This is a genomic window from Tessaracoccus sp. MC1865 (genome assembly GCF_017815535.1).
GTDB lineage: Bacteria > Actinomycetota > Actinomycetes > Propionibacteriales > Propionibacteriaceae > Arachnia.
Genome location: NZ_CP072596.1, coordinates 1,082,041 through 1,098,090, shown reverse-complemented (window position 1 = coordinate 1,098,090; position 16,050 = coordinate 1,082,041). Strand labels below are relative to the sequence as shown.

Sequence of the window (16,050 nt, the reverse complement as noted above, 5' to 3'; positions counted from 1 at the left end):
CCCGAGGATCCGCCGCCCGCTTCCCATCGCTAGGCTCAGCGCCATGCGCAGCTTCTTCGAGCAGATGACCCCCTGGACCCAGAACGACGGGTCGCTCCACGTGTACGCCCTCCCCACAGACGACGTCCAGGACCGCCTCGACGAGGCCGCGTCCCGTCTCGACGGCCTGCCGAACCTTCCTCTGATGCCCGCCTCGTGGCGGCACTTCACCGTGCGCCGGCTGGCCCAGTTCGACGACCTGAAGCACGCGGACCTCAGCCGCCTCGCGCAGCACCTGACCGACGAGCTCGACACCGTCCGCGCCTTCGACCTGAACCTGAGCGCGCCCCAGCCCCAACCTGTAGCCGTGGAATGCGTCGCGGACTCAACTTCCGCGTGGGTGTCGCTGGTCGAGGCCGTCGGCCGTGCGGCGGCCAGTTACGGCGGCGACGTCCTCGGGGCGCCGTACGGCCCCCACGTCTCCCTGGCCTACGCCACCGGCGAGGTCGACGACGCGGAACTCCAGCGCCGACTCGAGGGCGCCCCCGAGGTGGGTCCCGTGCGCATCGGGTCCGTCCATCTGGTGTCCGTCACCGTGCGCCCGGAGTTGGGCTGGTTCGACTGGATCGAGCTCGCCAACTGGACCCTCGACGCTGATTGAGGGCGGTTCAGACCGCTCTAAGGCTCGCCCGGCTCGGCAGTGGCCCGTCGAGAAATCGGGGACGACGGCAGCAGCTCAGACCTATGATCGAAGAGAAGCCAGCGAAGGGCGGTGATTCCCGTGAAGACGATGACACGTCTCTCGGAGGCCTACAGGGATGCCCGGGTTGAGCTGATCGACGACACCTCGCGCTACGTGATCATGAGCGACTGCCATCGCGGGGACGGCTCGAAGTCCGACGAATTCCTGAAGAACAAGAACACGTTCACGGCAGCGATGGACTATTACTGGCGCAACGGGTTCACCTACGTGGAGGCCGGGGACGGCGACGAGCTCTGGGAGCACGACTACAAGCACATCATCAGAGCCAACCGCGCCGTGTGGGAACAGGTGCTCCAGTTCCACCGTGCCGACAGGTACATCCGGATGTGGGGCAACCACGACATCGTGTTGAAGGAGCCCCAGTACGTCCGCGAGCACCTGTGGACCGCGAAGGATGTCGCCACCGGCGAGGTGGAGCCGTTCTTCGACGGCTTGGAGCCGGTGGAGGCGGTCGTGTTCCGCCACAAGCGGACGCACCAGGACATCCTGCTGGTGCACGGGCACCAGGGGGACCTGCCCAACGACCAGGCATGGCGATTCAGCCGGTTCATGATGCGCGCCTTCTGGAGGTATGCGCACGCCTTCGGTTTCCACAGCCCCACGAGTCCGGTGGCCAACGCGGACAAGCGGCACAAGGTGGAGCGCAACTACGCGAAGTGGATTCGTCAGAACCGGACGGCACTTATCTGCGGCCACACCCATCGCGAAAGGTTCCCCCGCGAGAACGGGGTGCCCTACTTCAACTCGGGCAGCTGCGTCTACCCGTCGCACATCACGGCCCTGGAAATCACTGGGGACACCATCGCTCTTGTGCGCTGGCGCGTGGACCCGAACGAGGACGCGCTCCTGCAGGTCACCCGCCGGGTGATGGCGGGCCCCGAACCGCTGTCGAAGTTCGATCTCCGCCACGGCTGAACGCGATGGGCCCGTGAGCATGCAGGTGGCGTTCTTCAGGAACATGAACCTCGGCCAGGCGCGGAGCCGGTCGCCGCGCAGTCCCGAGCTGTTGGATGCCTTCGCTGCGGCCGGCGCGACCCGTGCCGTGAACTTCCAGACCAACGGGACCGTGATCTTCTCCGGCGACGAACCCGCCGCACTCGCGGAGTCCGTAGTCGCCCGCCTCACAGCTGTCACGGGTTACTCAGACCTTGTTGTGGTCCGCTCGGCGGACTGGCTCATCGACACCGTTGGGCACCTCGATCCCGACCTACCTGGCGGCGAGTTCACCCTCTTCGACGCCGCCAGCATCCCGGAACTCGTGCTGCCTCACGTCGAGCGCGTTCCCACCGGTGAGCTCGTGGTGCACGCGCTCAGCTCAAGTCACGCGGTCACGAGCGCCACCGGTTCAGGGATCTCCGCCGGCCCGGAGCTGACCCGGTTGCTCGGCATTCCGGTGACCTGCCGGGGAGTCCCCACGATGCAGCGACTCGTCGCCCGGTTGACGATCCTCGCCGCGCAGCAAACGTAGACCCACCTGCGGGACGCATTCATCGGCTACCTACGAACGCCAAGGGCGTACGGCACGATTGCCCTGCTCGAATCAGAGCGTCGCCTCGAGCTCAGGGGCTTGTCAAGTGCCACGCCCATGCCGTCCTTGCCGACGTGAACCATCAGGCCACCATCGGTGACGCCCCGAAGAAGCCTGAACCCCACAATGAGGGTCCAGGCTATTCCGATGTCCTGAGACATCACAAAGCGCCCCAGGCAGGAATCGAACCTGCGCACTACAGATTAGAAGGCTGTTGCTCTATCCGCTGAGCTACTGGGGCTTCGGCCAAACAGTGTAGCCCGTTGGCGTGCAGGTGGCCCGGAGTCATAGGTTGGTGCCCATGAGCGAAAAACTGGTGTGGATCGACTGCGAGATGACGGGTCTAGACCTCGGGGCCGACGCGTTGATCGAGGTCGCCGCCCTCGTGACCGACGGCGACCTCAACGTCCTGGGCGACGGCGTCGACGTGCTCATCAAGCCGACGGACGAGCAACTCACCGCCATGGGCGACTTCGTCCGCGAGATGCACACCAAGTCCGGCCTCCTCGACGAACTCAGCACCGGCACCACCATGGAAGACGCCATGACCCAGGTGCTCGACTACGTCCGCACCCACGTGCCCATCGCCCGCAAGGCGCCCCTGGCCGGCAACACGATCGGCACCGACCGCGCCTTCCTCGCCCGCGACATGCCGGAGCTCGAGCAGTGGGTGCACTACCGCAACGTTGATGTGTCCTCCATCAAGGAACTGGCTCGCCGCTGGTACCCCCGGGTGCAGTACCTGGCCCCCGTGAAGTCCGGCAACCACCGCGCCCTGGCCGACATCCAGGAGTCCATCGAGGAGCTGCGCTACTACCGCGACGCGCTCTTCGTCCCGCGGCCGGGACCCACGTCGTCACAGCTGCGTGAGATCGCCGCCCGCCACCGCGGGGCGCTCACCGGCGCCACCGGGTCCGCGGCCGTCACTCCCCCGGTCGAGACGCCCGCCGAGACCCCCGTCGACGAGGTCTGACGCTCGATTCGCGCAGGCCATTCCCATCCGCTACGATTAGTGGCTGCCGGATCAACCGGCGATGGTGGGTATAGCTCAGCTGGTAGAGCACCTGGTTGTGGTCCAGGAAGTCGCGGGTTCAAGTCCCGTTACTCACCCCGAAGAGAATCGGCCCCGGCTTATGCTGGGGCCGATTGCTTTGTCGCCGAGTTGAGGATGATCATGGCTCCGAACAGCCCACATGGCACGCTCGAATCGGTCGACGGGCGCCCCGCGCTGCGCTTCGAAATCGAGCTCCCCTACCCAGTCGAGCGGGTCTGGCAGGCGGTCAGCAACCCCGCTGAGCTCCAGGAGTTCTTCCCCGGCGCCGCCCCTTGGGGGCCGGAAACCGGCGAGAGCATCGACCTCGGCGGGATGACCCTCACCGTCGACGAGGCCAGCGAGCCGTCGCGCCTGGCATGGACGTTCGCCGGCCAGCCCCAGAGTTTCGACCTCGAACCTACGGAGACCGGCACCCGCCTGACCTTCACCCACACCATCGACGACCTCCCGGCCGCGCAAACCGCCACCGGCTGGCACACCTACCTGTCGCGGCTGGAGCCGCACCTCGCCGGCCAGCCCATGTCCGAGGATGAGGCCCACAAGCACTGGCGCGCCATCCACGAGGGGTACGCCGAGCGGTTCGGCGCAGATCCGGATCCCGGCAGACGGTGGGCCGACCAGTACCTCCCCGCGTCGGCGGACTGACCCCAGCGCCTACATCCGTTCGCCGGGCAACTTGCTCGCCTGCTCGATCCAGGACCTCAGCTGGGCTTCGTCCAAGTCGTCGTCCTCATGGATGTCCAGGTAACGCACCTCCGCATGCTTAGATTCCTTCGGCGGCATGGGCTCCAGTGAGGTGCCCTTCAGGAACTGCACCTGGACGTACTTGGTGTAGCAACGAAACGACAGGAACCAGCCGTCCCCCTCGTTCCCGTAGTGCGGCTGGTTCCACTTCACGGCCCTGCGGACGTCCGGAACCGCCTCGACGATGAGCTCGTCCAGGCGTTGCCCGATGGGCTGCTTCCAGCCGGGCATCGCGGCGATGTAGTCGCGCACAGGGCCGGGACCTTCGCCCTTCGGGATCTGCGGGTTGCCGCCAGAGAGCAGCTTTGGGCGGGCCTGGGTACTTCCACTGTCCTCCATGCCCCATCCTCACCCGGCCTGCGACAAATCTCCAGCCCTTTCAGCGCACCTCGCCCTTTTGGGGCAGCGTCCACCGGTAGCGGTGCGCCAAGAGCCCCAGCACGGTGCACGTCAGGATCGACGCCGCCATGCCCAGGTTCGGGTACCCCAGCTGCGTGAGGATCAGGCTCTCCGCTGCCCCGATCACCGCCACGGACGCGTAGAGCGTGTTACCGCCGAACACCACCGGGATGCGCCCCGTGACGACGTCGCGGATCATCCCCCCGCCCACGGCAGTCAGCACGCCCAGCAGGATGGCGGGCAGCGGGTCGAGCCCGAAGCCCAACGCCTTGATGGTGCCGGTGGCGCTCCAACAGCCCAGCGCGAGCATGTCCAACGAGGTCAGCAGCCGGCTCATCCATCGGCCCTTGAACGTCACCAGGTAGGCGACCCCCGCGGCGCTGACTGCGCCCACGAGGTACAGCGGGTCGATGAAGGCAACGGGACGGGTGGTCAACAGCACATCGCGAAGCATGCCCCCTCCCAGGCCGGTGAGGATGGCGAGGAACAGGAAGCCGATGATGTCGAACCTCAACCTGCGCGCCACAAGGGCCCCGAGTAGCCCGTTGGCGACCACACCCGCCACGTCAACGAACCGGAAAAGCACCGAGGGATCGAACGCATCCACGGGCCAATGGTGCCACCATCCAGCACAATGGGGTGATGCGTGAACTTCAGCAGACCATCATCGACGAGTTCGGTGTGCGGCCCGAGATCGATCCTGCGCAGGAGATCGAGCGGCGCATCCAGTTCCTGGTCGACTACCTAGCCGCCTCTCACACCCGTGGCTACGTGCTCGGCATCTCGGGCGGCATCGACTCCACGCTCGCCGGGAGGATCGCGCAGCTCGCCGCGGAGCGGGTGCGTGCGCAGGGCGGCGACGCCACCTTCTACGCCATGCGGCTGCCCTACAACGTGCAGCACGACGAGGCCGACGCGCAGGCCGCGATGGACTTCGTGGGCGCGGACCGCGACCTCACCTTCAACGTCGGCCCCGCCGTCGACGGCTTCGAGGACGAGTACGCCACGGCCGTCAGCGAGGAGATCACCGACTTCAATAAGGGCAACGTCAAGGCCCGCATCCGCATGGTGGCGCAGTACGCCGTGGCAGGCGACAACAACGCCCTCGTGCTGGGTACGGACCACGGCGCGGAATCCGTCATGGGCTTCTTCACCAAGTTCGGCGACGGCGGCGCGGACATCCTGCCGCTGTTCGGCCTCAACAAGCGCCAGAACCGCCAGCTCCTGAAACACCTGGGTGCGCCTGAGCGGCTGTGGGGCAAGGTGCCCACCGCGGATCTGCTCGACGACAAGGTGGGTCAGCCGGACGAGGTGGAGCTCGGCGTCCCCTACGACGACATCGACGACTACCTCGAGGGCCGCGACGTGCCCACGGCCTCCGCTGAGCGGATCGAGCAGACCTGGCTGCGCAGCAGGCACAAGCGGACGGTGCCGGTGACGATCTCCGACACCTGGTGGCGGGAGTGAGCGGCGACGCCGGACTGGCGCTGGTGGTCATCGACCTCCAGAAGTCCTACTTCGAGCTTCCCGGCCTGGCCGGCAAGGAGGAGCTGCTCCTGCCTCCCACCAACGAGCTGATCGCCGCGGCCCGCGCCAACGGCCGCCCGGTGATCCTGGTGCGGACCCAGCACGAGCCCGACAAGTCCACCTGGACCCTCAACATGCTGGAGGACGACCAGGGCTTCGCCTTTCCCGGCAGCGAACAGGCGGAATTCCTGGACGGCCTCGACACCACCGACTGCGTCGAGATCGTCAAGACCCGCGACAACGCCTTCTTCGGTACCAACCTGAAGGAACAACTCGACTTCCTCGGCATCGACCGCCTGCTGATCTGCGGGGTGTCCACCCACAGCTGCGTGGCCCAGACCGCCATCGGCGCCTTCGCGCACAACATCCGCGCCTACGTCGCCGGTGGCGCCATCGCGTCGGACCATCGTCCCCTCGCCGAAGCCCTACTCGACTTCCTCCGCGAGGAGATGCGCCAGCCGGTGCTGACCCAGCGCGAGAGCCTCAACCTCCTCGCTGGATCCTGAGGTCCTCATGGTCAGGCTCCGTCGGGTCAGCCCACGCATGATGGGCTTCACGCGCCGCAAGCGCGGCAGTGGCTTCAGCTACACAGACGCAGACGGCAACGCGCTACCCAAGGACGAGGTGGAGCGCGTCAAGGCCCTGGCCATCCCGCCCGCCTGGACCGACGTGTGGATCTGCCCCCACCCCAACGGCCACCTGCAGGCCCTGGGCACCGACGACGCGGGCCGCCGCCAGTACCTCTACCACCCGGACTGGCGGTTGAAGCGCGACCGCTCCAAGTTCGAGCGCATCACCGCCGCGGCCGAGATGCTGCCCTCGGCCCGCCGTCGGATCTCGGCCGACCTGGCGCTCGAGGACTCGTCGCTGGAGTGCGTCTGCGCCACGGCCGTGCGGCTGCTCGACATCGGGTACTTCCGCATCGGCAACGACGCCTACACCGACGCCCACGGCTCGTTCGGGCTCACCACCTTGGAGAGGCAGCACGTCCGCCGACGGGGCGACGACCTGGTGTTCTCGTTCACGGGGAAGTCCGGGATCGCGCACACCATCGCCGTCGACGACCAGCCGGCCATCACGGTGCTGGAGAAGCTGCGCAAGCGCACCGACGACTCCCAGCGGCTGCTGGCGTACCGGCAGGACGGCCGGTGGCGCGACCTCAGCAGCGCCGATGTCAACGGGTACCTCTCAGACCTCTTCGGGGGCGCGCTCACCGCGAAGGACTTCCGCACCTGGCACGCCACGGTGATCGCCGCGGAATCGCTGGCGCTGACCGAGGAGCCCGGCACTTCGAAGGCGTCGCGGCAACGCGCGATCAGGCAGGCGGTCCAGGAAGTGGCCAGCTACCTGGGCAACACGCCGACGGTGGCGCGCTCGTCGTACATCGACCCGCGGGTGCTCGACGCCTACGAATCCGGCGACACCATCGCCGAGGCCGCCCGGAAGAAGTACAGCTCGGCCAATGCGCGCCAGACGGGCCTGGAGAAGGCCCTCCTTGCATTGTTGGAGTGACGGGGCCACCTGGACGGTCCCATCAGCGTGGTCGCGGGGCGAGGCGCAGGGGATGCAGGGGGATGCGGGCCCAGTAGGAGCAGTCCCCCATCGAGGTGACTCTCCGCCACGGCGAAGCTGAGACCGGCTACGGCGCCGGGTCAAATGCCCTTGTCTCCATGGACACCGTCCTGCGCCGGATGGTGGGCCAATGTGGCCGATCTCCGGCCTCTGCCCAGGGAGGTCGCCTAGCCTGGGGACATGACGCTCGGTTACCAGGATGAACAGCCCACACGGGAAGAGATCGATGCAACGCGCGGCCTCGTCGCGTTGGAGTTCGGCCAGAACTGGTGCGGCTTCTGCGCCCGGTCCGCGCCGGCGCTGAACGAGGCGTTGGGCAACAGGCCGGACGTCGAGCGCATCAAGGTCGCCGATGGGAAGGGCCTTCCGTTGGGGCGCTCGTTCAAGGTGAAGTTGTGGCCCACGATGATCCTGTTGCGCGACGGGCAGGAGGTCGCCCGGGTGGTGCGGCCGGACTCGCCGCGGGAGATCGACGAGGCGCTGGACCGCGCGCTGCCAAACATCATCGAATAGGCTGCTGACAGCGGGTTTCGTGGAACAGAAGGCCCCGATTGGACAAGCCGAACGGCGAGGGTCTAGAGTTATTCCTCGCGCGCACCACTAGCTCAACTGGCAGAGCAGCTGACTCTTAATCAGCGGGTTCAGGGTTCGAGTCCCTGGTGGTGTACCAAGCCAAAAGCCCCGACTTCGGTCGGGGCTTTTCGGTTCCCAGCGCCCACTGGCCCCCTCGTCAACGGAATCCACGCGAACCATTCATCCGGCCCGGTCCATTCGCGGACCGCTGCCGAATCCACAATGGTTCTTTTGTTGTGCGTCACTACTAATGACCCCGTCGATGGTTAGCATCAGTTCGTGACCGGTCACTATCCAGTGCCTGATCACCGCCGACGGCGCCGCGAGGAGGCGGCGAGGCCTCGGCGAAGTGCGTATTCGGGGGAAAACGACAGGTAACGAACCACACACAGAGAGATCACAATGAAGAGATTCCTCACCGTCGCCATCTCGCTTCTGATGGCCTTCACATTCATCGCCCCCGCCCGGGCGCTCGACATCCCCACCAGCAACAACGTGCACACCCTCCAAGCCGGCGACTTCGGCTCCCTTGACGGCTGGTACTCCGGCGAGATCACCGTCGGCTGGCACGGCAACGCCAACAACTCGGCGGAGCTCACCTGGTCGGGCAACGGCGGCGACGTCGTCGTCGCTCCGTACGCCGTCGACAGCAACCAGCAACGCGACGGCGTGCTGGACGTGCGGATTCAGCAGACCACCCAGGAACAGAGTGTCGTGTTCACCATCACGAAGGTCAACGGGAAGACCATGAGCGCCACTGTTGTCGTTCCGCCGCTGTACAGCGGGCCGATCGGCTACGAGGCGCTCCGCACGTCGAGCAACCCGGGCTACTACTACTCAGGCGCCATCATCGACCTCGGCGCAACCGTCAGCGCCGATGCGATCGACAAGGACACGTTCTCAGCCAAGGCCAGGATCACCGAGGCCGACGGCAGCGTCCAGGGCGGCTTCGGCAACTTCGGCTGGGATCCGGAGAAGGAGAGCTACGCCCTCGGCGACGGCTGGGCCCAGTGGAACATCCTCGACGCCTACGTCGTGGACGCTGACGGCAACCCCGCCGAGCAGGGCCAGTACGTGAAGCTGGAGATCGAGTGGAACACCCGCACCGAACCCAACGGCGCCAGCAGCGCCAACCGCTACGACGTGCCGGCCACGCGGGCGGCCTGGTACACCATCAACGGGCTGATCGCTTTCGCCAGCATCGAGTTGGACATCACACAGCAGAAGGCCATCGCTGGTCTTCACGAGAATGATTACGTGCAGGGCGACACCCGTCACGATCCCATCTTCGACCGGTTCGAGGTCGCGGATGCGCCGGGCGGCGGCACCTACTCGCTGTACACCCCGGCCAACGCGAGCGAGGAGAACCTGCGCCCGCTGTTCGTCTGGTTCCACGGAACCGGTGAGCGCTTCCACGGCACCAACCCCGGCGCCAACCTGATCGGCAACCGGGCGCTCGCCTTCGCCGACACCGAGTTCCAGGACGCTCTGGACGGGGCCTACGTGTTGGCTCCTCAGTCGACGACGACGGGCTGGGGCGCGCACAGGCTGGCCGACATGGAGGCCCTGATCGCCACGATCATCGCCGACAACAACGTCGACCCCGACCGGGTCTACGTGGGCGGCCTGTCCATGGGCACCGCGATGACGACACCGCTCATCACGTCGCAGACCGAGAACCAGCTCGACTTCGCCGCCGCCATCCTCACCTCCGGCGGCAACCTCAATGCCGAGCAGGCCGCGATCGTCGCAGCCAAGGGTTTCCCCGTCTATCTGGTGGGCAACACGTCCGACTGGGCCGCCGCCTCCCAGCCCGCCACGCTCGCGAATCTGCTGGCCGCCGGCGTAGACGCCCAGATGGCCCGCTACCCGGCGGGCCCCGTGTATGACGGTGAGCACTACTTCGGCGCTCACGACTCGTGGAACTACGTGTACAACAATCTCGTGGTCGACGATGAGGGCGAAACCATCTTCGAGTGGATCGCCAAGCAGAGCCGATGAACCCCGAGCGGCCAGCCGACCATCACCCCCGAGATGGCTGGCTGGCCGTTCCCCTGCTCGAAAGAGGGAGCCTTATGCTTCGGCGCGCCGGCCGCGCGCGGCCCCGAGGCCACCTTCTGACGATCGAGTGCAAAGACGCCGCAATGGAACGCGGCCTGGTTATGGATTCACGAAAAGATCGTTAGTGGGGAGGCCAAGGAGCAAGCAGGGCAACGGCCTGACGCTCCGCGCAAACACCAGCGCACAGTCAGGCTCGTTACTCGGTGGTCGCCGCGCGCCAGCCTGCCGTCTCGGCTAAATGTTGTTCCGCCAGCTCAGGCATCGATAGACGTGTACCTGATCTCGGTCAGATGCGAAGCGCCGACACTACTTGGTCCGATCAGCCCGTCGGGCGCTCTGCAACCTTTTGAGGGGATCGTCCCCAAGCAACTCGCGAGCAGCCCTGGCGTCCTCGACACGCTGCTGGGCACTCGCCGTCAACTGCTCGCCTTCGTTGGTCACCGACTCTACGAGCGCGCGGTACTGACGCTCGAATTCCTCGTAGCCCTGCGCTGCCGCGTTCACACTGTGCACGAACTGGCGAACGCCCAGACCAGCTTCCGGTGAGACGCTGCTCACCTCGCTCCATCCGCGCCCCGTCACCACGAAATAGATCTCGCGGGTATCGAGTTTCTTGATTTCGTTGAAGTTGTACGTTTTTCCGCGGGACACGTGGGCACCTCCAGCGACGTGCCCCACTCCAGCCCCGACTGCTAGTCCGGTTGATTTGTGGGTACTGCTTGTGGTCGAAAGGAAACCTGTCACTTCACCAAGAGATTCCAACTCAGCGCGGACATCTGCGCCCATTAGGTACGTCTTTTTGTTCACGGTGACCTCAAGCGGCGTCAAGCTATGTCCTTCTACCGAGGCCACAATCGGGACCTCCTTGGCCTCCTTGACAGCTTTGTCGGCCTTCGCTGATGTCGATTTGAGTTCTCGTTCTGCCGTCTTGATGTCCTTGTCTGCTGCCAGGCATCGGTCGTGCAGTTCTCGATCCGACGGAGACAGGCTGGCCACATCTGCTTGGTGCCGCTTCACTGCTCGGACAACCAGAAAGACCACGCCAACAACCAGCAGGACGACTGCGATCCCGACGACGAGCTGACCTGTGCTGGGCATGATGACTCCTCAGTGAGCCGAAAGAGAAAGGCGCTTCAGCGCCCTCCACCATTCTGACACAGACGACTCGCCGGCCCTGCTGGCGGCGGCGTTAGGCTTCAGCTGCAGGCAGCACATGCCCCCCCCCCGATTGGACCATCCGGAAACAAGTTCGGCGGGGACATCATTCGAGATCCCGGCCCTCCGCTACGGCACCGGGTCTTCCGAGGGTCGAGGCAAACGGCGGACCCATGGATTGTTACCAGGAACCTGTACAATCTCGTGGCATGACGCAAACACCTGATCTGGACGTCCGCGAACTCGCCCCCGCCCAGCGCCACTCGACCATCTTCGGCACCTGGTCCGCCCTGGCTCCCGGCGAGGCTTTCGTCCTCGTGAACGACCACGACCCCAAGCCGCTCTCCTACCAGTTCGCCGCTGAGCACCCGGGCGAGTACACCTGGGACTACCAGGAGAGCGGGCCCGACGTCTGGCGCGTGAAGATCGGCAAGACCGACAAGACCGCCTGACCGGGAGCCCAGAATTAACAGGGAGATTCCTGCCACATCGCCCATACATGGCCCGATGCGGCAGGGATTTCCCTCCGAATTTCAGCCCTAGTTGGCCGGGCGTAACAGCGACTGACTAGCGAAGACAGCAACCAGAACACCCGGCGCAGAATGCAGGTGAAAACACCCCGCCGGGTTATACTCAGAAAGATCCGATACCTCGCCGCGAGGGTGGGTCGGGGAGGTGTCGTGCAACGACTACGGCCGGGACTGGTGCTCTCGGAGCGCTATCGATTGATCGGCCACGTCGCGTCAGGCGGCATGGGGCAGGTCTGGGAAGCTTTCGACGACGTTCTTGAACGCCGTTTGGCACTGAAGATCATGCACCCACACACCCAGGAAGAGCTTGCGCTCGTGGAACGCTTCCGCGACGAGGCGCGCTTCGCCGCGCAGCTCACCCACCCCAACATCGTGACCATCCACGACTACCTCGAGGAAGACGGACTGTCTTGCCTGGTGATGGAGTTCGTCGACGGGCCCACCCTGTACCGCATGCTCTCCGACGGTCCGCTGTCCCCGGAGATCACCCGAACCATCCTCTTCGAGCTGGCCTCGGCGTTGACCGTGGCCCACGAGGCCGGCGTCATCCACCGCGACATCAAGCCGGCCAACGTACTGGTCCCGGAAACCGGGGCCAAGCTCACCGACTTCGGCATCGCCCGTTCGATCGACCGCGATTCGCGCACCCTCACCGGGCAGGTCCTCGGCACCGCCCACTACCTGAGCCCAGAGCAGGCGCTCGGCCAGCAGGTCGGCCCCGCGTCGGACATCTACGGCCTGGGCGTGCTGGCCCACGAGATGCTCACCGGCAAGAAGCCCTTCGACCGCACGAGCCCCATCGCCACCGCGCTGGCCCACGTGCAGGATCCGCCGCCGCCGCTTCCAGAGGGCACGCCGCCTGATCTCGAGTCGCTCATCACCGCCTGCATGGCGAAGGAGCCCGAGGATCGGCCCACCGCTGCCCTGGTGGCGAAACTGCTCGAGCCGGAGACGGTGCCGGTGGCCAGCGAAGAAGAGTTCGACCCCGATGCCACGGCGGCCCTCCCCGCCATCCCGCGGCGCGCCGTCACCATCTGACATGGTCGCCTCCCCGGGCGTCGACATCGTGTGCGGCCTCGCGGCCGGGCAGGTCGAGGCGGAGGTGGTCTACCGCGACGAAGGCATCATCGCCTTCCTCGACCACAGGCCGCTGTTCAAGGGCCATGTTCTCGTGTGCCCCGTCAAGCACGTCGAAACGCTTCTGGAACTGCCCGGGGAGGAGATCGCCCCCCTCTTCGCCGCCGTGCAGCGCGTGGCACGAGCGGTGGTCGAGGCCCTCGGCGCGCAAGGCAGTTTCACCGCGATCAACACCGTCGTCAGCCAGTCGGTGCCCCACCTGCACGTGCACGTGGTGCCCCGCACCAAGGGCGACGGACTCCGGGGATTCTTCTGGCCCCGCACGAAATACGCCGACGGCGAGGCCGCCCAGTACGCGGAGCGCCTTCGCGCCGCACTCACCACCTCGTGACGCACGGCGGCGGTAGCCTCGAGGGGTGAGGATCGCCACCTGGAACGTCAACTCCGCCAAGCAACGGATGCCGCGGCTGCTGCCCTGGCTGGAGGCCCGCCGGCCCGATGTCGTCTGCCTGCAGGAAACCAAACTGACCGACGACGCCTTCACCGATCTCTTCACCGCACCCCTGGCCGAACTGGGCTACGAGGCGGCCCACCACGGGCTGGGCGGGTTCAACGGCGTCGCCGTGTTGTCCCGGGTGGGCATGGAGGACGTGGAGCGGAACTTCGCCGGCCAGCCTGACTACCTCGGCGCGACGGAGGGCCGGGCCATCAGCGCAACCTGCGCCGGCATCCGCATCCACAGCCTGTACGTGCCCAACGGCCGCACCGTGGGCTCAGACCACTACGCCTACAAGCTCGAGTGGCTCGACGCGCTGGCGGCCGCCGTCGCCGCAGGGCCTGCCGAGGTCGCACTGTGCGGCGACATGAACGTGGCGCCCAGCGACGCGGACGTGTTCGACCCCTCCGCCTACGTGGGACACACCCACGTGACCCCGGCTGAGCGTGCGCGGATCGACGCGTTCCGGCTGGTGGACGTCGTGCGGGCCCGCTGGCCCGAGCACGAGCGCCTCTTCAGCTACTGGGACTACCGCGCCGGGATGTTCCACCAGGACCTGGGCATGCGGATCGATCTGGTGCTCGCGTCCCAGCCGGTGGCGGACAGGGTCGCGGCCGCATGGGTGGACCGAGCCGCGCGGAAGGGCAAGGCACCCAGCGACCACGCCCCCGTCATCGTCGACCTCGACGAGGCCCACGACGGCGACATCGGCCCCGTGGTGCCCGCGCCGTCGAACCCGAAGCGTGTGGGCAGGACGAGGCTGCCCCAGTCGCGCGACTAAGCTGCCGACGTCCTGAGCACGGGCTGGCGACGCAACAGGAAGGCTGCGGCAACGACGATCAGCGCAGCGACGATGGCGGAGATGCCCACCAGCGTCGACTCGGGCGCATCGCCGAGGCGCGCGATGGCGATCCACGCCAGACCCCAACCAGCGGCCGCAGCCACTGCCAGGCGGCCGCCGAACTGCCACGCGAACAGCGCGCCGAGGCCGGCGGCAGCGGCGAGCACGACGACGGCGATCACCTGGTCTGCCAGCGCGCCCACGGACCAGCCTGAGGCATCGCCGGCGGCGGCGACATTGGCGCAGGTCGCGACGGTGACCCAGCCCAGGTAGAGGCCGAAGGTGCCGTCGACGACGATCCGCTCAGCCGTGCTGGCACCCGGAATGGCCGTGAGGCTACGCACGATGAAGCCCAGCACGAGAGCCAGGACGGCGATCACCAGCACGCTCACCCAGATCCAGCCGACCTGCGTCACGAGGATCCACGCGGCGTTGAGCAGCATCGACGCCCCGGCGAGCCAACCGGTGGCGCGGGCCCGCTCCGACGTCCTGTTGGCCGGCAGCCACTGCCAGATGGCATACGCGAACAGGCCGATGTAGATCACCGACCAGATGGAGAAGGCGGGGCCGCCGGGCGCGAGCAGCGTCGCGTCGGCAGACAGCGCACCACCCGATGACTGCTCGACGGGGGTGCCGACGACGCCGAAACCGAGCAGCGTGCCGTACACGCAGAGCACGGCGGAGACGGTGACCCAGAGTTGGCGGAGAAGGTCGCGGTTCATGATGTGTCCTCGTTCTGTGGGGTAGATGTCACCACAGTAGCCCAACCGGAGGGTCTTGTTCAATGTTTGTCTAAGGTTGCTACGTTCGGCCGGCCACCAACGCCCGGTGCAATACCTTCGCCGCTTCGGAGGGGGCGTCGGGCAGCGACTCGGCCCCCTCCACTTCCGCGCGTCGCGAGCCGCCGGCCCAGACACTCACCGGCGGGGCGATGCCGGCCAGGCGACTCACCACCTCCTGCGCACCATCAGCAGGCTTCTGCACCGACGTGACGCCCACGACGGCCGCCCGGCCGCGGTGCTCGCGGGCCGCTCTCTCCCACTCAGCCGCGGGGACGTCCGCACCCAGGTAGACGACATCGGCACCGAGACGCCGCAGGCAGGCCGCGAAGGCGAACAGCATCAACTCATGACGCGCCCCGGGCGGCAGGCCCACCAGGACCTTGCCCGGGGTGGTCGCCGGGCCTGCCGCGTCGAAGGCGGCGGCGATGGTGCGCATGAGCGCGGCGCTGGCGAAATGCTCCGCCGCGACACCCAGCTCGCCGCTGGCCCAGGCCTCGCCCAATTCCCGGAGGCCATCCGGCAGCCACACGTCGGCGAACGCCTCAAAGCCCTCGACGGGGGCGGCAGCGGCGATGGCAGCTTCCAGCGCCACGGCGTCGAGGCGCGCCGCAGCTTCCACCATGCCCTGCCCCCCAGGGAAAGCGCTGACGGCGGCACCCGGATCCCGCACCTCGGCCAGCAGGGTGGCGGCGGCGCGCGAAGCGGGCACGCCGGCCCCAACCAGGGCCGCCATCTCCCGCAGCACAGCCACTTGTTCGTCGCTGTAAAGGCGGTAGCGGCCCTCGGATCTCGAGGGCTCCACGATGCCGTACCGGGATTCCCAGGCACGCAATACCGCTTCCGAGACACCAGTGAGCCCCGAAACCTGTTTGATTGTGTACACCTCTGCTCCAGACTGAGGAGGAACGCTTGTCGACCATAACGCTAGCAAGCCTTGGACAAACATTGAACACCGGCCTTGCCTGCATC

At 66.9% G+C, this 16,050-nt stretch carries 19 protein-coding genes and 3 tRNA genes; 16 read left to right on the top strand and 6 right to left on the bottom strand.

The features are described 5' to 3' along the window. The first annotated feature begins 43 nt into the window (after positions 1–43). The 3 genes from J7D54_RS05040 to J7D54_RS05030 all read left to right on the top strand — a co-directional run bounded on the left by J7D54_RS05040 (position 44) and on the right by J7D54_RS05030 (position 2,210). Complete coding sequence (locus tag J7D54_RS05040; protein WP_182764421.1) at positions 44–640, top strand: 2'-5' RNA ligase family protein; 597 nt, start codon at positions 44–46, stop codon at positions 638–640. 129 nt (positions 641–769) lie between these two features. Next, positions 770–1,657, top strand: coding sequence for a metallophosphoesterase family protein (locus J7D54_RS05035; protein ID WP_182764422.1), 888 nt, complete (start codon positions 770–772; stop codon positions 1,655–1,657). Between the two features lie 19 nt (positions 1,658–1,676). After that, positions 1,677–2,210, top strand: coding sequence for a DUF1697 domain-containing protein (locus J7D54_RS05030; protein ID WP_245244207.1), 534 nt, complete (start codon positions 1,677–1,679; stop codon positions 2,208–2,210). 228 nt (positions 2,211–2,438) lie between these two features. On the opposite strand, the gene J7D54_RS05025 is transcribed toward J7D54_RS05030, so the two are convergent. Further along, positions 2,439–2,511 (bottom strand) — tRNA-Arg (locus J7D54_RS05025). A gap of 60 nt (positions 2,512–2,571) precedes the next feature. Here J7D54_RS05025 and orn point away from each other — a divergent pair. From orn to J7D54_RS05010, 3 genes are all read left to right on the top strand, one after another. Continuing rightward, complete coding sequence (gene orn, locus J7D54_RS05020; RefSeq protein WP_182764424.1) at positions 2,572–3,243, top strand: oligoribonuclease; 672 nt, start codon at positions 2,572–2,574, stop codon at positions 3,241–3,243. Between the two features lie 64 nt (positions 3,244–3,307). Beyond that, positions 3,308–3,380, top strand: a tRNA-His gene (locus J7D54_RS05015). Positions 3,381–3,444: 64 nt separating this feature from the next. Next, the gene (locus J7D54_RS05010) at positions 3,445–3,969 is read left to right on the top strand and encodes an SRPBCC domain-containing protein (RefSeq protein WP_182764425.1); all 525 of its coding nucleotides are present in this window, start codon (positions 3,445–3,447) and stop codon (positions 3,967–3,969) included. Positions 3,970–3,978: 9 nt separating this feature from the next. Here J7D54_RS05010 and J7D54_RS05005 read toward each other — a convergent pair whose 3' ends face one another. Further along, positions 3,979–4,407 (bottom strand): DUF1801 domain-containing protein, encoded by a 429-nt coding sequence (locus tag J7D54_RS05005; protein WP_182764426.1) that lies wholly within the window; start codon positions 4,405–4,407, stop codon positions 3,979–3,981. 40 nt (positions 4,408–4,447) lie between these two features. Beyond that, complete coding sequence (locus J7D54_RS05000; protein WP_182764427.1) at positions 4,448–5,074, bottom strand: trimeric intracellular cation channel family protein; 627 nt, start codon at positions 5,072–5,074, stop codon at positions 4,448–4,450. Positions 5,075–5,109: 35 nt separating this feature from the next. Between J7D54_RS05000 and nadE the strand changes: the two genes are divergently transcribed. The 6 genes from nadE to J7D54_RS04970 all read left to right on the top strand — a co-directional run bounded on the left by nadE (position 5,110) and on the right by J7D54_RS04970 (position 10,140). Beyond that, positions 5,110–5,934, top strand: coding sequence for an ammonia-dependent NAD(+) synthetase (gene nadE, locus J7D54_RS04995; RefSeq protein ID WP_182764428.1), 825 nt, complete (start codon positions 5,110–5,112; stop codon positions 5,932–5,934). Continuing rightward, complete coding sequence (locus J7D54_RS04990; protein ID WP_182764429.1) at positions 5,931–6,500, top strand: cysteine hydrolase family protein; 570 nt, start codon at positions 5,931–5,933, stop codon at positions 6,498–6,500. The genes nadE and J7D54_RS04990 overlap by 4 nt, the downstream gene beginning before the upstream one ends. Before the next feature lie 7 nt (positions 6,501–6,507). Then, positions 6,508–7,506 (top strand): DNA topoisomerase IB, encoded by a 999-nt coding sequence (locus J7D54_RS04985; protein WP_182764430.1) that lies wholly within the window; start codon positions 6,508–6,510, stop codon positions 7,504–7,506. Positions 7,507–7,746: 240 nt separating this feature from the next. Then, positions 7,747–8,079 (top strand): thioredoxin family protein, encoded by a 333-nt coding sequence (locus tag J7D54_RS04980; protein ID WP_182764431.1) that lies wholly within the window; start codon positions 7,747–7,749, stop codon positions 8,077–8,079. 81 nt (positions 8,080–8,160) lie between these two features. Next, a tRNA-Lys gene (locus J7D54_RS04975) sits at positions 8,161–8,236 on the top strand. A 305-nt stretch (positions 8,237–8,541) separates the two neighbouring features. Further along, on the top strand, positions 8,542–10,140 hold the full coding sequence (locus J7D54_RS04970; RefSeq protein WP_182764432.1) for a PHB depolymerase family esterase: 1,599 nt from the start codon (positions 8,542–8,544) through the stop codon (positions 10,138–10,140). Positions 10,141–10,506: 366 nt separating this feature from the next. Here J7D54_RS04970 and J7D54_RS04965 read toward each other — a convergent pair whose 3' ends face one another. Continuing rightward, complete coding sequence (locus J7D54_RS04965) at positions 10,507–11,298, bottom strand: hypothetical protein (protein WP_182764433.1); 792 nt, start codon at positions 11,296–11,298, stop codon at positions 10,507–10,509. Positions 11,299–11,564: 266 nt separating this feature from the next. Here J7D54_RS04965 and J7D54_RS04960 point away from each other — a divergent pair, with 266 nt between their 5' ends. The 4 genes from J7D54_RS04960 to J7D54_RS04945 all read left to right on the top strand — a co-directional run bounded on the left by J7D54_RS04960 (position 11,565) and on the right by J7D54_RS04945 (position 14,239). After that, the gene (locus J7D54_RS04960) at positions 11,565–11,807 is read left to right on the top strand and encodes a DUF2249 domain-containing protein (protein ID WP_182764434.1); all 243 of its coding nucleotides are present in this window, start codon (positions 11,565–11,567) and stop codon (positions 11,805–11,807) included. A gap of 228 nt (positions 11,808–12,035) precedes the next feature. Continuing rightward, a complete protein-coding gene (locus tag J7D54_RS04955; protein ID WP_182764435.1) occupies positions 12,036–12,923 on the top strand; it encodes a serine/threonine-protein kinase in 888 nt (295 codons plus the stop codon). 1 nt (position 12,924) lies between these two features. Next, a complete protein-coding gene (locus J7D54_RS04950; protein ID WP_182764436.1) occupies positions 12,925–13,353 on the top strand; it encodes an HIT family protein in 429 nt (142 codons plus the stop codon). A 25-nt stretch (positions 13,354–13,378) separates the two neighbouring features. After that, positions 13,379–14,239, top strand: coding sequence for an exodeoxyribonuclease III (locus J7D54_RS04945; RefSeq protein ID WP_182764437.1), 861 nt, complete (start codon positions 13,379–13,381; stop codon positions 14,237–14,239). Here the strand turns inward: J7D54_RS04945 and J7D54_RS04940 are convergent. Together J7D54_RS04940 and J7D54_RS04935 are read right to left on the bottom strand one after the other, a co-directional pair. After that, the gene (locus J7D54_RS04940) at positions 14,236–15,021 is read right to left on the bottom strand and encodes a TspO/MBR family protein (protein ID WP_182764438.1); all 786 of its coding nucleotides are present in this window, start codon (positions 15,019–15,021) and stop codon (positions 14,236–14,238) included. The genes J7D54_RS04945 and J7D54_RS04940 overlap by 4 nt on opposite strands. Positions 15,022–15,100: 79 nt before the next feature. Continuing rightward, on the bottom strand, positions 15,101–16,027 hold the full coding sequence (locus tag J7D54_RS04935) for a MerR family transcriptional regulator (RefSeq protein WP_255433747.1): 927 nt from the start codon (positions 16,025–16,027) through the stop codon (positions 15,101–15,103). Between the last annotated feature and the right edge of the window lie 23 nt (positions 16,028–16,050).

Excerpts from the sequence above, each read along its gene's own strand:
- J7D54_RS05005 (WP_182764426.1), bottom strand. The coding sequence starts at position 4,407 with ATGGAGGACAGTGGAAGTACCCAGGCCCGCCCAAAGCTGCTCTCTGGC.
- J7D54_RS05040 (WP_182764421.1), top strand. The coding sequence starts at position 44 with ATGCGCAGCTTCTTCGAGCAGATGACCCCCTGGACCCAGAACGACGGG.
- J7D54_RS04960 (WP_182764434.1), top strand. The coding sequence starts at position 11,565 with ATGACGCAAACACCTGATCTGGACGTCCGCGAACTCGCCCCCGCCCAG.
- J7D54_RS04985 (WP_182764430.1), top strand. The coding sequence starts at position 6,508 with ATGGTCAGGCTCCGTCGGGTCAGCCCACGCATGATGGGCTTCACGCGC.
- orn (WP_182764424.1), top strand. The coding sequence starts at position 2,572 with ATGAGCGAAAAACTGGTGTGGATCGACTGCGAGATGACGGGTCTAGAC.
- J7D54_RS05035 (WP_182764422.1), top strand. The coding sequence starts at position 770 with ATGACACGTCTCTCGGAGGCCTACAGGGATGCCCGGGTTGAGCTGATC.
- J7D54_RS04965 (WP_182764433.1), bottom strand. The coding sequence starts at position 11,298 with ATGCCCAGCACAGGTCAGCTCGTCGTCGGGATCGCAGTCGTCCTGCTG.
- nadE (WP_182764428.1), top strand. The coding sequence starts at position 5,110 with ATGCGTGAACTTCAGCAGACCATCATCGACGAGTTCGGTGTGCGGCCC.
- J7D54_RS04935 (WP_255433747.1), bottom strand. The coding sequence starts at position 16,027 with ATGTTTGTCCAAGGCTTGCTAGCGTTATGGTCGACAAGCGTTCCTCCT.
- J7D54_RS05030 (WP_245244207.1), top strand. The coding sequence starts at position 1,677 with ATGCAGGTGGCGTTCTTCAGGAACATGAACCTCGGCCAGGCGCGGAGC.
- J7D54_RS04950 (WP_182764436.1), top strand. The coding sequence starts at position 12,925 with ATGGTCGCCTCCCCGGGCGTCGACATCGTGTGCGGCCTCGCGGCCGGG.
- J7D54_RS04980 (WP_182764431.1), top strand. The coding sequence starts at position 7,747 with ATGACGCTCGGTTACCAGGATGAACAGCCCACACGGGAAGAGATCGAT.
- J7D54_RS05010 (WP_182764425.1), top strand. The coding sequence starts at position 3,445 with ATGGCTCCGAACAGCCCACATGGCACGCTCGAATCGGTCGACGGGCGC.
- J7D54_RS04940 (WP_182764438.1), bottom strand. The coding sequence starts at position 15,021 with ATGAACCGCGACCTTCTCCGCCAACTCTGGGTCACCGTCTCCGCCGTG.
- J7D54_RS04970 (WP_182764432.1), top strand. The coding sequence starts at position 8,542 with ATGAAGAGATTCCTCACCGTCGCCATCTCGCTTCTGATGGCCTTCACA.